The sequence below is a fragment of the Pseudovibrio sp. M1P-2-3 genome (assembly GCF_031501865.1).
GTDB classification, from domain to species: Bacteria; Pseudomonadota; Alphaproteobacteria; order Rhizobiales; family Stappiaceae; genus Pseudovibrio; species Pseudovibrio corallicola.
This window is the reverse complement of record NZ_JARRCW010000001.1, coordinates 3,664,272-3,680,000: the sequence shown is the minus strand read 5'-3', so window position 1 is coordinate 3,680,000 and position 15,729 is coordinate 3,664,272. Positions and strand designations below refer to the sequence as shown.

Below are 15,729 nucleotides of genomic sequence, written 5' to 3'. Positions count from 1 at the left end.
ATCAGGCTCAGTCATATTTTAATATGATTGTGTACGGAGGTGTGACAACAATAGCCAGTTATCGAGGGTAGTTCTGCTAGTCAGTTCTATTCTTTAAACTAGCGTGCTCCTGACGACATCTTGATGTCTGTCAGACAAGAGTTCGCTGGAACACGGGGCCTGCTTGACCGCTAGGCCCGTCTGTTATGTCTCATTGGAATTGGTCTAAGTCATATCCTTGCAACCGGATATGACTTTTTTGAATTAAGTCTTTTATTGGTTTATCCATACGCTTGTGTGGGTATTGCTAATGAGAGTGATCAAGTGTCTTAAGGGCATTCGGTGGATGCCTTGGCGATAAGAGGCGATGAAGGACGTGATACGCTGCGATAAGCATCGGGGAGCTGCGAATAAGCTTTGATCCGATGATTTCCGAATGGGGAAACCCACTCCTATATGGAGTACCCGCAAGGGGGCAAACCCGGGGAACTGAAACATCTAAGTACCCGGAGGAAAGGACATCAACAGAGACTCCGCTAGTAGTGGCGAGCGAACGCGGATCAGGCCAGTGGCTAAGTTTTAAGAACCGGAACAAGCTGGGAAGCTTGACCTTAGTGGGTGATAGTCCCGTACGGGTAGAAAGAAACTTAGTCCTCGAGTAGGGCGGGACACGTGAAATCCTGTTCGAACATGGGGGGACCACCCTCCAAGCCTAAGTACTCCTTATCGACCGATAGTGAACCAGTACCGTGAGGGAAAGGTGAAAAGCACCCCGACGAGGGGAGTGAAACAGTTCCTGAAACCGGATGCCTACAAACAGTTGGAGCTCAAGATTCGTTCTGGGTGACAACGTACCTTTTGTATAATGGGTCAGCGACTTAATTTAACGAGCAAGCTTAAGCCGATAGGTGTATGCGTAGCGAAAGCGAGTCTTAATAGGGCGTCTTAGTTCGTTGGATTAGACCCGAAACCGAGTGATCTAGCCATGAGCAGGTTGAAGGTGCGGTAACACGCACTGGAGGACCGAACCCACGAATGTTGAAAAATTCGGGGATGACTTGTGGCTAGGGGTGAAAGGCCAATCAAACTCGGAAATAGCTGGTTCTCCGCGAAATCTATTTAGGTAGAGCGTCCTGTGAATACTCCTGGGGGTAGAGCACTGGATGGGCTATGGGGGCTCACCGCCTTACTGATCCTAACCAAACTCCGAATACCAGGAAGTACTGCAGGGCAGACACACAGTGGGTGCTAACGTCCATTGTGGAGAGGGAAACAACCCTGACCGCCAGTTAAGGTCCCTAAGTTATGGCTAAGTGGGAAAGGATGTGAAGATCCCAAAACAACCAGGATGTTGGCTTAGAAGCAGCCATCATTTAAAGAAAGCGTAACAGCTCACTGGTCTAAATAAGGGTCTTTGCGCCGAAAATGTACCGGGGCTCAAGCCATACACCGAAACTGCGGGCTTGTCTTTGACAAGCGGTAGCGGAGCGTTCTGTAAGCTGATGAAGGGATACTCGCGAGAGATCCTGGAAGTATCAGAAGTGCGAATGCTGACATGAGTAACGATAAAGAGGGTGAGAGACCCTCTCGCCGAAAGTCCAAGGGTTCCTGCGCAACGCTAATCGGCGCAGGGTTAGCCGGCCCCTAAGGCGAGGCCGAAAGGCGTAGTCGATGGGAATGCAGTTAATATTCTGCAGCCAGTGGGTAGTGACGGATGCCGTGTGTTGTATCTCCTTATTGGATTGGAGGTGCAGCGAAGGCGTTCCAGGAAATAGCTCCCACGCTAAGACCGTACCCGAAACCGACACAGGTGGACAGGTAGAGTATACCAAGGCGCTTGAGAGAACTGTGCTGAAGGAACTCGGCAAATTGCTCCCGTAAGTTCGCGAGAAGGGAGCCCTATACGAAGGCAACTTTGTATGGGGGGCACAGAATTGGGGGTTGCGACTGTTTATCAAAAACACAGGGCTCTGCGAAGCCGCAAGGCGACGTATAGGGTCTGACGCCTGCCCGGTGCTGGAAGGTTAAGAGGAGCTGTGCAAGCAGCGAATTGAAGCCCCAGTAAACGGCGGCCGTAACTATAACGGTCCTAAGGTAGCGAAATTCCTTGTCGGGTAAGTTCCGACCTGCACGAATGGCGTAACGACTTCCCCGCTGTCTCCAGCACAGACTCAGTGAAATTGAATTCCCCGTGAAGATGCGGGGTTCCTGCGGTCAGACGGAAAGACCCCGTGCACCTTTACTACAGCTTCACACTGGTATTCGTGATGACATGTGTAGGATAGGTGGTAGACGTTGAAACCCAGGCGCCAGCTTGGGTGAAGTCAACCTTGAAATACCACCCTTGTCCTCATGGATATCTAACCGCGGTACTACAATATCCGGGACCGTGTGTGGCGGGTAGTTTGACTGGGGCGGTCGCCTCCCAAATGGTAACGGAGGCGCGCGAAGGTAGGCTCAGACCGGTCGGAAATCGGTCGTCGAGTGCAATGGCATAAGCCTGCCTGACTGCGAGAGTGACAACTCGAGCAGAGACGAAAGTCGGTCATAGTGATCCGGTGGTCCCTCGTGGAAGGGCCATCGCTCAACGGATAAAAGGTACGCCGGGGATAACAGGCTGATGATGCCCAAGAGTCCATATCGACGGCATTGTTTGGCACCTCGATGTCGGCTCATCGCATCCTGGGGCTGGAGCAGGTCCCAAGGGTTTGGCTGTTCGCCAATTAAAGCGGTACGTGAGCTGGGTTCAGAACGTCGCGAGACAGTTCGGTCCCTATCTGCCGTGGGTGTAGGAAATTTGAGAGGATCTGTCCCTAGTACGAGAGGACCGGGATGGACGAACCTCTGGTGGACCAGTTGTGGCGCCAGCCGCATTGCTGGGTAGCTATGTTCGGAATGGATAACCGCTGAAGGCATCTAAGCGGGAAACCAACCTCAAAACTAGATCTCCCTTGAGAGCCGTGGAAGACCACCACGTTGATAGGAGGCATGTGGAAGAGCAGCAATGCTCGAAGCTGAGCCTTACTAATAGCTCGATCGACTTGATCACTCCCATTAAGCCATACCCAAACATAAAGACTTAAAACAAAGATCCGCCTGACAAGCAAAGCGCATGTCAGATAAGCTGATCGCAAAAAAAACAGACCAATTCCAGTTGCTTTTATCCTGCCCGGTGGCTATGGCGGGGCGCCCCCACCCGATCCCATCCCGAACTCGGCCGTGAAACGCCCCTGCGCCAATGGTACTTTGTCTTAAGACACGGGAGAGTAGGGCGCCGCCGGGCATGATAAAAGCAAACAATCTCTCAAAATGAAACAGAACAACTAATCCAGAATTGACGCGGGGTGGAGCAGCCCGGTAGCTCGTCAGGCTCATAACCTGAAGGTCGTAGGTTCAAATCCTACCCCCGCAACCAACTTAATTTGTTCAAGCCCCTCTGGTTCCAAACCGGAGAGGCTTTTGCTTTTCTGGCAGAGATTTAGAATACCTGCGATATCCCCCTTCAAGTCAACCGTGAGTTCCCCTTTGTGAGGGGTGAGGGTTACTTCATCGATCAGCGTGCGGATGATCTCAGCTGCTTCAGCCTTTTCATTTTCATTGTTTAGGGCTGCTCGTAGAGCGCTGACTTTCTCTCGATATAGGTGCGCCATGTTTGGATGAAGAAGAGGCTTTTCTCCCGGCAGTGCATCCAGCTTCTTAGTTATACCAACGGCACCTGTTTTTGACTCGGGATGAGGATTCCCAAATCACTTGAATTGTGATTCAACATTGGGAAAGGAGATTCCCAATGTCAGCGATCCCATTGCGCCGAGACTATGATGCTTCTTCGTTACGAACTCTTGCTTGTCAAAGTAAGGATGTCAGGCAGAGCCGCCGCCTTCTTGCTCTTGCTGCTGTTTATGATGGGTTGTCGCGCTTGGAGGCGGCACGCATGGGCGGCATGGACCGCCAAACACTGCGAGACTGGGTGCATCGGTTTAACGCAGAAGGGCCGCACGGCCTGTACAATCGTAAGAGCCCGGGCCGTGTCCGGTGGTTAAATAAAGAGCAAATGGCTGAATTTGCAGATCTGGTTGAGGCTGGGCCTGATTTACAACAACACGGCGTAATTCGCTGGCGTCGGCGGGATCTGCAAGGTGTGATCGAGCAGAAGTTTGGGGTCAGCTATAGCGAAAGGGCTATTTCAAGCCTCCTCAGAGTTCTGGGATTTTCTCGGGTCAGCGTTCGGTCACAGCACCCGGCACAGGACGAGCAAGTTATGGAGACATATAAAAAAACTTCCATGCCCGGCTTAAAGAAATAAAAGCGCGCTTGCCCTCACAAACATCCATGGAAATCTGGTGGCAGGACGAAGCCCGCATTGGTCAAAAAAATGGGCTCACCAGAAGGTGGGCAAAAAAAGGAACGAGACCACGGGCTCCCAGCGACGGGCGCTATCAATCAACTTATGTATTCGGGGCCATCTGCCCCGCCCACGGCAAAGGGGCAGCACTTGTTTTGCCCAAAGCCAATACCAATTCCATGCAGCTTCACCTTAAAGAAATCAGCCGAACCGTCGCCAAAGGGGCGCACGCAGTGGTCCTGATGGATCAAGCGGGTTGGCATACAACGGCAAAACTGAAGTTGCCTGATAATATAACCATCTTGCTGCTCCCACCCCGTTCTCCGGAGCTCAACCCGGTTGAAAATGTTTGGCAGTACTTACGGCAAAACTGGCTCTCTAACCGAACCTTTCAAGACTACCAGGAAATTGTCGATGCCGCCTGTTCCGCTTGGAATAAGCTTATTCAACAACCCCACACAATCACATCAATCGGTAGACGAAATTGGGCGCATACAGGTCAATTATAAGTGCCGTTGGTATTAGATCAGCTTTCCTTTCTTCCAACGCTGAAAGCTCGTCCTTGATCGATAGGGGCGATACGCCTGCTTTAGAGTGCGTTCCGTTTGATTGGGTTCAATCAAACGACAAGAATTCGCTCAAAGTAAATATGTTAGAGTGCACAGCGTGAATGCGAAAGAACGCGATGTGCTCTAATCGCCTCAATGAGCTTAGCGATGTCTGCTGTTACCTTAACAAGTTGCTTTTGCTTTGCGGCTTTGGCTTCAGTTTCAACCCGCCGAAGTTTGTTAAGTTCCTTGATGAACTCCTCGCAGAAGATGGCAAAAAGATCTGGGGCCATAAGGTGGTGACGCAGGCCATCTAGAACGGTATTTTCGATGACCTCCCGGCGAATGTTAAGCCGGTTATCGCAGGTCCCTTTATTACGTGATGTTGAGCAGCCAAAAAGGTTTTTGTTGATCTTCGAATAACCGCCGCCACAGGAGCCACAGCGCATAAGGCCAGACAAGAGGTATTTGGGTCGTTGGCTCTGCCAAAATGGTTTGGGTTGTTTCGCGCCGCGAACCTTCGTTACCCGGTCCTGGTGATCTTTGACCGCCTGCCACAGATCGTCTGGGATGATCTGGAGATCAGGGACCTCTTTAATGATCCATTCTTTTTCAGGGTTTAGACGTGATATGCGCTTTCCGGTGCTTGGATCTTTGATGTAGCGCAGTCGGTTCCAAACGAGGCAACCAATATAGAGTTCGTTGTTGAGAATACCGGTGCCTCGGGCACGGTTGCCGTTGATCGTGGATGGCCCCCAGCTCCTGGAGTTTGGTCCGGAGATCCCTTCCTTGTTCAAGGCTTGTGCAATGGCTCTTGGGCTTTTTCCTCGTCCGTATTGTTCAAAGATACGTCTGACAATTTGCGCCTGAACTGCGTTGATGGTGCGTTCGCCTCGAATGAGATCACCACTGGCGTTTTGTTTTGTGACCACATCATAGCCATAGCATTTGCCTCCGCCGCTTTTTCCTGCTTCTACCCGTCCTCTGAGGCCTCGACGCGTCTTGTCCGCCAGATCTTTAAGGAACAGGCTGTTCATTGTGCCTTTAAGGCCGACGTATAGTTCGTCGATTTCGCCTTCCGAGACCGTCAGCAGTTTAACGCCTGCAAAGCTAAAACGCTTATAGAGCGCAGCAATGTCTTCTTGGTCGCGGCTTAGGCGATCAAGGGCTTCCGCGATTACCAAGTCGAACTTGCCTGATAGACATTCCTGAATGAGTGCTTGAATGCCCGGGCGATTGAGGCTCGCTCCGCTGATTGTGTAGTCGGTGAAGGGCGTATAGTTGCTGAAGCCCATACTCTCTAGTTTAATTGAACAGCTGCGGATTTGGTCTTCGATGGAGGCTTCGCGCTGATTGTTACTGGAGTAGCGGGCATAGATGGCAATACGCATGGCAGGAACTTTATTTTGAAGAAATATAGCTTCTAGTAGAATTCTTCGGGTCTGTTCTGTCAATGGGGCTGGCTTTTTCTTGTTCCATGTGAACATCGAGGGCCGCTTGCCTTGCAAGCAGTTTCACAAGGTGAATAACGGCGTCTTGTGATGGCTTGGCTCTATTGGGGTTAGGTTTAGCGGCCCTCGACATTGACAGCCCTTACTCAGTAAGCCAAGGGGCAGGGATCGCGCCGGGGCGTTGCTGCCGCCAAAGGGTCAGCGGCCAGTCAAATTGATAGACGTCCCCTCGACCAAGAACAAGAGCCCGAATACGCGGCTCACCCTGAACCTCCATTGGCCCCAGATCCCGTTCAAAATAGTCTGGCATCAGAACCGGGATAGTAGCGGAGCGTATGTGGCGTGAGGTGTTTTTCTTTTCGCGTTGATCTGAGAACCAGTCGTTGTGGGTCACGGAGGTGCTAACCTCTTCCCAGGCGACCTCTCGCTGGCCTATGAGGTCTTTGCTGATGAAGGATGAGGAAGGACCAGCATTCATCCGGCATACAATCTTGGTTTCGATTGTGTTGAGCCAGGTTTTGAGGGCTTCACGGCCATATAGATGAGCCAGCTGTTCCAGGTCTTGCAGGCCTAATACCGTGCGGATGCCGCGTGAGCGTCCCACCTCAAGGAATTGCTGGAAACCGCTGAGCTTACCCATTTGGGCAAATTCGTCGAGCAAAAGCCAAACTTTCCGCTCCCGGGAATCCTCAAGCGCTGGACTGGCCGCAAAATTTGCCAAGAGTTGAACCGCCGCTCCGATCCAGGCTTTTGACAGAACGTCGAATTCTGCACTCTTTTGCAGGATTATCACGGGACGCTCCGTTTCCTCGGTCGCAATCCACTGTGTAAGGGAGACACGTTTTTCGTCTGGCGTTTTTTCCCATGCAAGAGCAAGCGGACTGATGATGGAGCCGACGTAAGACCACAACGTCACCAGGAAACTATAGCTGGTCTTGTTAGGCGTACCGGTTTCAGGATCGACCTCGATGAAGTTTGCCCCTTCAGGGTAAACCTCAAGCACCATTGTCTTCAGCTCAGGCGGATTGTTAAAAGCGATGTCCCGTAGCTCTGTCCACGACCAGACCGTTTCGTGTTTTGTCTGAAGCCACCGGAGAAGGCCGGTCAAGATCTCACGGGCACCATTGGTCCAGAGAGGATCTTTTGCTTGAGGTATGAGGCGTGCTGCGAGTTCTCGGGCAGCTGCAAGACCAACACAGTCCTTGGCAATGTCCCAGGCCCAGCTGCGTTTGTCGTGGGGAGCAAGCAGGATAAAGCGTTCTGTCGGAAGGAATGCGGTCATGTCCCCCTTGGGGTCATGGAGTATCATGCGGGTGTTTTGGACCAGCAGTTGGTCAACCCAGAAACGCATTATCTGCGTCTTACCGGCTCCAGATGCGCCAATCAGCAACATATGTTTGCTCTCGACATCAGCGCTCAATATTGCTTTGGGCGCAATGCACAAACCTTTGCCGGTACGTTTGATGTCTTTGCGCATATGCTGGCGAAATGACGAATTTGCGATTTTTCCCGTCAGGTGCTGTCGCCCCCTGATATGGCGCAGATCGTTAACCAGCTCGTAGTGTCTACTTGCATAACGGCGTGCAATGAGCACTGCAGCCAATGCTGCGGCGAGCAGGGTGAATAAGCGCCAACTAACACCCTGTATAAGCTCATAACGATAGAGCGGAGCCAAGAGAGTACGATAGCTATCCGCGCGGCTTGATAGAAGAAATTGGAGCGGGCCGTCCTTCACGTGAAACTGAATATTGGAAATGAGTGCTTCGGCAAGCCACGGGAGATCGGCAGGGAATGGATGGTCTTGGTACCAGCCCATGGGCGGATAGGTAAGGAAGAGAAGCCAGCCCGCCAAAAGCACTGATAATAGAAAGGCCAGTGCAGTGTTGAGAAGCAAACGAACGCGAGGAGGCCGCTGTGCTTGAGGTGCAATAGGAGAAAACATGATTAGCGGTCCTCCAGAGGAATGCGGCCTCGCCAGACTACAAGTAGGTCATGGGCAACAAGAGTGATAGGCCGGTTGGATAGATGAGAATTGCTCTTTCGGAGATCTGGCTCAGTCATTTTAAGAAGTCTGGCTGCTGTACGCCAGCTTAGCGAGTGCTTCACGCGGTAGGTGCAACCATCCATAGCTGGGCTAAGGGTTCTCCACCCCTTCCAGCGTAGAGCATTTGGAGGCAGAGCAGTTGGAGGCAGAGCAGTTGGCGTGTCTATGTGGGCCTGAATAGAGGGCAGAACCACCAACAGGCCAAATGCAACAGCTATAATCGAGACCGTTGATGTTCCTGCTAACGTGAGGCTCCGGCAGAGCACCGGCAAGCGATACCACAATCGCACAAATTGCCGCTTTTGTGTTAGGTGTTGGCGTTTCGTCTCTCGTTTGGGTGTCAGTGGTTGAGTTTGTTTAAGTCCCGCCTTCGCAAACAGTCTTTGGCGGTCGGCGCTCGTAAGCCGGGACAGTGTCTCAGGGGCTATACTGGCAAGCTGTTGTGGTGGTAATTGCTCAAGGTGTTTTAATAGCTCATCTTTGCCTTCTCTCAAGTCGTGCTTAGCCTTCAAATGAAGTTCTTTTGCTTTTGGACTATTCATAAGCGCTTACTCCTCTCCAAAGTTAAAGAGAGGAGAAAGCTCCTCTTCCATTAGGGCGAAGAAAGCGAGGACGTCCCCACGCGTAAGCTTGGCTTCAGGACGCGATAGGCCAGTCATAGCCCGGATATCATCGATCTCCATCATGCCGACCTCAAGGAAGCGGCAGTGGTTCTGTTCGAAAGCCCGCCAGGAACCAGCTTCGATCAAAGGCATTGTGATCTGTGGTATCCGATCTAGAAAGGGAAGTAGCTCGGCTTCAAAAATCTGCCCTGCTTGTGACACGGTTGACAGATTGGTGAGTTCGCCATCACGCAGGTTTTTGACGAGGGCCAGATCGAATGTGGGCAAAACCTCCTCAAAGACGCGCAGTGTCTTTGCTGCCTGCCGAATGGCTTCTGGTTCAGCAACACAGGGCACCAACGCCAAACTGCGGACGTTCATAAGCAGTAGCTCCTCGTCAAGGTCGATCAAACCGGCATAGTCAAGGAGATTCCCCGCTTGGGTCGCGCCGACGTCGAGCAACAAAGTGGCGTCGGTTTTAGGAAGAGTTTCCAAACCCGAAAACAGTGGGTCAAACACTTTCGTGATGACCGTAGGGTCTTTTCGGGAGCGCTTGAGTGTCTGGATATCAAGGGATTTGACCGACTGCCCAATGGTTTTTTCAAGCTGCTGCTGATTGTCGAGTTGCCAGGTTTCGACGGACCGTTGGTTCAGAATGAGTAGCTCTATAGCGGTCTGAGCAAGAAGGCTCTTACCGACGCCTCCCTTGCCGCTGACGGTCACTACAAACTGGTAGCGTGACGATAAATTTGAATCTGACATTAAAATTCCTCGAATTGTGTGAACTCGAGGAATTTTGTCTAAATATCTGATATGGCACTAGAATTAAAACACGAGTTTTAATTCAAAAATCATTAGTTGGAGTGTTCATCTAGGTATTCGTTGATCCTATTGGAAACGTAACTACTGATTGTGCCTCGTGTGAAATCTCCACTTTCTTCGCAACCTTCGAAAAACGGACAAAGCGCATTAATAATTCGCGCATTGCGTCCATTTTTTTTTGTAATGTAAAAGCGGGTGCCAGCGGCTATCACATCGAAGTTTGGAATAATCAAGTCAGTCGCACGATTGAATGCTTGATTGAGGGTTTCGTTTTCACGCGCAGGGTGTTTCCCTTCGATAAACCCATGTTCGCCAAGACACTTTTTTATGTGTGCCTCAACATACCTGGCCTCTGCCTCTTCTTCGGTGAAAGGTAACTCATTATCCAGGTGCTTAGAATCGGTCGTTAGGGCTTCTTGCAAACTTGCCCCTAGTTGCATAAGTCTGTGCGCTTCTAAATCTTCTTTCTTCAGTTCGAGAGCTTTGTCCAACGTTGCTCGTGCTTTTTCCATCTCATTTTCATTTCGATAACGGAACCAGATATTTGGTCTTGATGAAACGTTGGTTCTCAGCTTAATAACGCGAATTCTGTCAAAAGCTGTATGTTTTGAAAAGCTTGCAACGTCTCGTAACTCGAGTTGCCCAAATTTGTCCTTCTTAAAAAAGCGGGCGTCATGCAATGCAAGTTGGCGCTTTCCAAGGTCTACTGCAAAGCCCGAATTTATCCCTAGATGGATTTCATCTTCTTTAAAATCGGGTTGGCCCTTAAGATAATCACGCAGGTAAGGCAGCGGGTGTTTTTTTCGATAAAAGTAATATGCAAAAGAAAAGAGAACTGCACCGATAATTAGAAAATCCATGGGTATTTCAATTATCTCGATCATGTTGGACAAACTTCCGGTTCTTTTCGTGCGTTGCGTGCTTGTTTCATTTTGCGCCGCAATGCCGTATCAGCTTGTGTTTTTCGCGAGGTGGGCTTGTTTGGTTGTTCGTGCTTGTGGGGCTGCAGGCGTTGTTTTTCATTCGGAGAAATAGAACGCTTCATTTGACTGGTAGAATTCTTCTTTTTGATACGGGAAACTGTCGCTCGCACCTGGGTTGGTTGGAGCGGTTTGCCATCATGCCGTGTTAGACCGTGGCTATTGAGGAGCGTTGTTATCTGCTGCCAGGTCGCTCCGCTTTCCTTGAGCTCCAGCAAGAACTCCAAGTGCTTTGCAAACACCCTCTCTAAAGGCACTCGACCGATTGGCCCCTGTTGGTGTTGCGCCATTTGCTTTGCACTCTTTACGATCAAGTTATGATTCATGCAACTAAATATAGGAACAAAAAAGGAACGATGCAATAGGTAGCAATGAGCAGCAAATGCTTCCAGTTGTTTCTCTCACACCTGTGCACCTGCGGTCCCAGCTAAAACCAATTATAAATCTGGAAATAATTTGTAATTCCCGCAAGCCGGGAAACGTTGTGTAGATGGATAAACCTCTTTTTCTGTTTGGGAGGTCATCATGGTCTGCACAGTCGCAGCGGGTACACAAGCAAGCTACTATCTCGAAGAACAAGCCGAATACTACACAGGAGGTATAGAGCCTTCTGGGGTCTGGTGCCTACAGAATGAGCTATTCGGTATTAAAGACGGCGAGAAGGTTCAAGCAAATAACTTTCGCAACTTGCATGAAGGGTTGGATCTGCAAGGTGAGCCGCTTGGACAAACGAGGGGAGCTCTACAACAGCGTGTGACTGGGTATGATCTCACCTTCAGCGCTCCCAAGTCCGTCTCCGTTTTGTGGGCGTTGGCTGACGATAAACTGAGGGGTAAAGTTGAAGCCGCTCAGGAACAAGCTGTTCGCACCGCTCTGAATACCATCAATGACCACGCTATATTTGCCAGGAGAGGGAAGGGTGGAGGTGCCCTTGAAAAGGTGGCGCTCAACGCAGCTTTGTTTCAACACGGGGAGGCGCGGGCGGAAAAGCACAACTGTGGGGCGTTGAGGTCAGATCCCCAACTTCACACTCATGCTGTTGTGTTGAACGTCGCCCAACGGGGCGACGGAAGCTGGGGTGCTCTGGACGGTCGGCACCTGTTTCATTGGAAAATGGCGGCAGGTGCTACCTACAGGGCTGCACTTGCACATGAGCTTACAAAGCGTCTTGGTGTTGAGATTACGGAAACCGACGAAAAGGGGCTTTTTGAAATAGCTGGAGTTCCTGCCGAGGTCAGAGACGCATTCAGCTCGCGCCGTGTTGCCATAGTCAGCTCTCTGGCCAAAACTGGACACAACTCCTCAGACAGGCCTGACCTTGCGGCACATGTTGCTAAAACAAACAGGCAGTCAAAAAACAATCAGTCAGAGACTACTGGTGAACGAGATTTGCGCTGGCGGAAAGAAGCTGAGGCCCTCGGGTTTAGTTACAACCATGTTCAAGCGTGCTTAGACCGGCAAACCCCCTACGGGAGAAATTTGGATGACCGGTTGATCGACACCATCGGCAGGCTTACAGAAACGAACAGCGTGTTCACCACGCAAGATCTTGTGCGCCAATTAGGGATTGAAGGCGTTGCTGCTAGAGCCTCTCTCAAGGAGATTGACAATGCCCGACACAAGATTTTGCGAAGTGATGATATTGTTGCGCTTGGCCGTAATGAGAAGGGGCACGAGATCTTCTCGACAGTGAAGCAGATAGCATTGGAACGCGAGGTGCAGTCTTTAGCGCGTGATGGAGCTCAGCGGCAGCGGTATGGGCTTGAGCAGGCAAAGGTTATTGCGCACTTGAGCAAAACCAGTCTTACCGGCGAGCAGAAACAGGCGGTTATACGGGCAACAACAGGCTCAGACATTTGTGTTGTCGAAGGCGCAGCAGGCGCGGGAAAAAGCTTCAGTCTGAAATCAGTTGCAGAGCTCTATAAGCGGGAAGATAACAGAGTGTTAGGCTCTGCTGCGGCTTGGAAAATCGCCAACCAACTCGGGGAAGATTGCAAAATAGAAGCCCGTTCCACGGACTCTTGGCTAGCCAGTGCAGCGCATGAGAAGAGATTCCTTGATGCCAATACGGTTTTGATTGTCGATGAGGCAGGTCAGCTATCCTCTAAGCAGATGCATCGGATCTTAGCAGCGGCAAAGACGGCGAAAGCCAAGGTCATATTCACCGGTGATCAGAAGCAATTGCAAGCGATTGGCGCTGGTCTTGGACTGCGGCTTGTAGCTGAACAAACCAGTACTTTTCGGATCGAGGCTGCTCTAAGACAAAGGGATCAATGGGCCAGACAAGCGGTGAGCGACTTTGCTGTTGGACGGGCAAAGGAAGCTTTCGCTGCCTTTGAAGAGAATGGCAAGGTGCATTGGGCCAGCAGTGAAGACGCAGCTTTGCAAGCCGTCGTCAGTCAATGGGTGCCAGCAAGATCCGCAAGCTCACAAGAAACTGCAATCATTCTTGCAAAAACCAATGCGCAAGTTTCCAAGCTGAATGAGGTGATCAGGGCGCATTTGAAACAAGCGGGAGAGCTCAAAGGACCCGATTATGATATAAAGGTTGCGTCGTCGTCAGGGAGAGCAGCGAAGCTGGGAATATCTGAAGGGGAGCATATACGCTTTACGAAGCGCATAGACGCATTAGGTGTGATCAATGGAACCACCACAATAATATCGAAGGTTGCGCAAAATCGTGATGGGGACCTCTCAGCGGTAGTCTGGCTTGATAACCAACCTCAACGTATCAATCTCAACCAGCTTGTAGATGAAAAGGGCAGAATACCCATCGCACATAATTATGCCTCTACCATATACTCTGCTCAAGGCATGACAGTGGATAGGGCATTTGTTCTGGCAGATGCCTCGTTCAAGAGAAACGAGATCTATGTGGCAGCAAGCCGAGCACGAATTGAGACACAGATTATATTGAACAAGGACACACTTGAACGATCCGTTCTGAATAGTATGCCGCTGTATCAGCGAACTGGTATGCAGCTCACCAGAAAAGAACTCTCAGGCCATCTGACAAAGTCTTGGTCTCGCGTAAGTGAAAAGGTTAACGCGCTTGAATATCTGCCCGAGAAAACGCACTCAGCTGAGAGGGAGAGAACTTCAGATATAGAAGTTCAGAATTGAGCTTGTAAACTAGGAATAATGCGCCCTTGGAAAGGGATTACTCCTATATGAAACTATGATCCTTACGAAATGTGGGGGGAAGTTGGGCTTGGGTTCAAATGCTATGCACCACTATAGAATTTTAGGGCTGTGCCTGGCTGTATTGCAGCAGATAGGGGGGCTGCCTCAATTACCTCTGGTGTTTGCTTTTCCACAATATGCGCGAGCGGTCTCGGAGACAACTGTATCGTTTGGTCTTCTTTGGTGTAATGATCTATTAGGGAACGAAACGAGAATAAATTTTGCAATTGTGAATTTGAATTGAAGGGGCAGCTGCTTATGGATAGAAGACATTCGGGCTTCCGATTCATTGATCTGTTTGCTGGCATTGGTGGGCTCCGCATCGGATTTGATAGTATCGGTGGAACATGTGTGTACACCAGCGAATGGAACAAGTTTTCGCAGCAAACATATCGTGCCAACTTTGGAGATGAGCATCCAATCGACGGTGACATTACCCAAGTGCATGAGGCGTCTATTCCGGAACATGATGTGCTTTTGGCGGGATTTCCATGTCAGCCATTTTCTATTGCGGGCGTTAGTAAAAAGGCGTCGCTTGGTCGCGCGCATGGGTTTCTCGATGAGACACAGGGTACTCTGTTCTTTGACGTTGTTCGGATTATACGACACCACAGACCCAAAGCCTTCCTTCTCGAAAATGTCAAGAATTTACTTTCCCATGATAAGGGTAATACTTTCAGAGTCATCATGCACGCACTGGATGAGCTCGGGTATTCAATAGATCATAAAGTGATCAACGCAAAGCACTGGGTACCTCAGCGTCGCGAACGGATTTTCATTGTTGGTTTCCGGCGAGATGTCCCAACTACTTTTTCCCTAGATGATGTTGCAGTCCCTGAGGGACCGAACCCACTTCTTTCCAGCATTCTTCATCCAGAGGATGGCGGAGAAGTTCCCGAGGAGCCTTACACAACGGGCCCCGATGCAAAGGTGTCTCCAAAATATACACTGACTCCCAAGCTTTGGGCTTACCTGCAAAACTATGCGGCTAAGCACAAAGCTGCCGGTAACGGGTTCGGGTTTGGGCTATGCACACCTACTAGCGTCGCTCGAACATTGAGTGCCCGATACTACAAAGACGGATCGGAAATTCTAATCGACCAGCTTGGAAAGAATCCTAGAAGGCTTACACCTCGTGAATGCGCACGTTTAATGGGATTTGACCGCAAAGGCTCCAACCGTCCTTGGGAAATAGTGGTTTCCGATGCACAAGCCTATCGTCAATTTGGCAACGCTGTTGCGGCCCCTGTTGCAATTGCAATCGCCGAGGCCATGCATCCTTGGATTACGAATACCATCGCCTTACGGTCTAGGAGAGAGATCTTTGGCTGAGAATTCTCCGGTGAATCGTTCCGAGTTGATGTCTCGGATTGGTTCTCGGGATACAGCACCTGAGTTGGTTGTGCGGCGGAGTCTCCACGCTATAGGCTACCGCTACCGGCTTCATGTTCGAACACTACCAGGAACTCCTGACGTTGTCCTGCCGCGCTATAAAGCCGTGATTTTTGTTCATGGATGCTTCTGGCATTGCCATCCCGGTTGTCGGCATTTCCGTTTGCCAAAGTCGAATAGGGGCTTCTGGAAGGAGAAACTGAACCGCAATGTCGAGCGTGATCGGGAACAAGTTGCTCAATTGAGGCGAATGGGTTGGCGTGTTTTAACTGTATGGGAATGTGCGACGCGAGAGAATCCCATTGAAAAACTGGTTGATAATATCTCGCAATGGTTGCATAGCACGAATGTCCTTGCTCAGATACCTGAGAGCCAGCGCATTTGAT

Annotated in this window: 10 protein-coding genes, 1 tRNA gene and 2 rRNA genes; 7 read left to right on the top strand and 6 right to left on the bottom strand. The window is 50.5% G+C overall.

All coding sequences use genetic code 11. The features are described 5' to 3' along the window. Nucleotides 1-297 precede the first annotated feature (297 nt). From P6574_RS16115 to P6574_RS16100, 4 genes are all read left to right on the top strand, one after another. Nucleotides 298-3,028: ribosomal RNA gene (locus P6574_RS16115) — 23S ribosomal RNA — on the top strand. A gap of 119 nt (nt 3,029-3,147) precedes the next feature. Beyond that, a 5S ribosomal RNA gene (gene rrf / locus P6574_RS16110) occupies nt 3,148-3,262 on the top strand. A 55-nt stretch (nt 3,263-3,317) separates the two neighbouring features. Further along, nucleotides 3,318-3,394, top strand: a tRNA-Met gene (locus P6574_RS16105). A gap of 372 nt (nt 3,395-3,766) precedes the next feature. Then, nucleotides 3,767-4,830 (top strand): IS630 family transposase gene (locus tag P6574_RS16100; RefSeq protein ID WP_310621255.1). Its coding sequence is split into 2 segments (ribosomal slippage): nt 3,767-4,250 and nt 4,250-4,830, totalling 1,065 coding nucleotides; the frame shifts between segments, so codons are not numbered across the junction. Nucleotides 4,831-4,973: 143 nt separating this feature from the next. On the opposite strand, the gene P6574_RS16095 is transcribed toward P6574_RS16100, so the two are convergent. The 6 genes from P6574_RS16095 to P6574_RS16070 all read right to left on the bottom strand — a co-directional run bounded on the left by P6574_RS16095 (nt 4,974) and on the right by P6574_RS16070 (nt 11,130). Further along, nucleotides 4,974-6,323, bottom strand: a complete 1,350-nt coding sequence (locus P6574_RS16095; protein WP_310621281.1) for a recombinase family protein — start codon at nt 6,321-6,323, stop codon at nt 4,974-4,976. Nucleotides 6,324-6,462: 139 nt separating this feature from the next. Next, entirely contained in the window at nt 6,463-8,262 is a 1,800-nt protein-coding gene (locus P6574_RS16090) for a type IV secretion system DNA-binding domain-containing protein (protein WP_310621280.1), read from the bottom strand. Between the two features lie 2 nt (nt 8,263-8,264). Beyond that, the gene (locus P6574_RS16085; protein ID WP_310621279.1) at nt 8,265-8,906 is read right to left on the bottom strand and encodes a hypothetical protein; all 642 of its coding nucleotides are present in this window, start codon (nt 8,904-8,906) and stop codon (nt 8,265-8,267) included. Between the two features lie 6 nt (nt 8,907-8,912). Continuing rightward, nucleotides 8,913-9,728 (bottom strand): P-loop NTPase family protein, encoded by an 816-nt coding sequence (locus P6574_RS16080; protein ID WP_310621278.1) that lies wholly within the window; start codon nt 9,726-9,728, stop codon nt 8,913-8,915. 92 nt (nt 9,729-9,820) lie between these two features. Further along, a complete protein-coding gene (locus tag P6574_RS16075; RefSeq protein WP_310621277.1) occupies nt 9,821-10,648 on the bottom strand; it encodes a hypothetical protein in 828 nt (275 codons plus the stop codon). Between the two features lie 20 nt (nt 10,649-10,668). After that, nucleotides 10,669-11,130, bottom strand: coding sequence for a hypothetical protein (locus P6574_RS16070; RefSeq protein WP_310621276.1), 462 nt, complete (start codon nt 11,128-11,130; stop codon nt 10,669-10,671). A gap of 163 nt (nt 11,131-11,293) precedes the next feature. On the opposite strand from P6574_RS16070, the gene mobF reads away from it, so the two are divergent. The 3 genes from mobF to P6574_RS16055 all read left to right on the top strand — a co-directional run bounded on the left by mobF (nt 11,294) and on the right by P6574_RS16055 (nt 15,728). Further along, nucleotides 11,294-13,891: a MobF family relaxase gene (mobF, locus tag P6574_RS16065; RefSeq protein ID WP_310621275.1), complete on the top strand. Its 2,598-nt coding sequence runs from the start codon at nt 11,294-11,296 to the stop codon at nt 13,889-13,891. Nucleotides 13,892-14,209: 318 nt separating this feature from the next. Further along, nucleotides 14,210-15,283 carry a DNA (cytosine-5-)-methyltransferase gene (gene dcm / locus P6574_RS16060; RefSeq protein ID WP_310621274.1) on the top strand — a complete coding sequence of 358 codons (1,074 nt, stop codon included), beginning with the start codon at nt 14,210-14,212 and terminating at the stop codon, nt 15,281-15,283. Beyond that, the gene (locus P6574_RS16055) at nt 15,276-15,728 is read left to right on the top strand and encodes a very short patch repair endonuclease (protein WP_310621273.1); all 453 of its coding nucleotides are present in this window, start codon (nt 15,276-15,278) and stop codon (nt 15,726-15,728) included. Before dcm ends, P6574_RS16055 begins: the two co-directional genes overlap by 8 nt. The last annotated feature ends 1 nt before the right edge of the window (nt 15,729 follow it).

Coding starts and splice junctions, on each gene's coding strand:
- P6574_RS16090 (WP_310621280.1), bottom strand. CDS start 8,262: ATGTTTTCTCCTATTGCACCTCAAGCACAGCGGCCTCCTCGCGTTCGT.
- P6574_RS16085 (WP_310621279.1), bottom strand. CDS start 8,906: ATGAATAGTCCAAAAGCAAAAGAACTTCATTTGAAGGCTAAGCACGAC.
- P6574_RS16080 (WP_310621278.1), bottom strand. CDS start 9,728: ATGTCAGATTCAAATTTATCGTCACGCTACCAGTTTGTAGTGACCGTC.
- P6574_RS16075 (WP_310621277.1), bottom strand. CDS start 10,648: ATGGATTTTCTAATTATCGGTGCAGTTCTCTTTTCTTTTGCATATTAC.
- mobF (WP_310621275.1), top strand. CDS start 11,294: ATGGTCTGCACAGTCGCAGCGGGTACACAAGCAAGCTACTATCTCGAA.
- dcm (WP_310621274.1), top strand. CDS start 14,210: ATGGATAGAAGACATTCGGGCTTCCGATTCATTGATCTGTTTGCTGGC.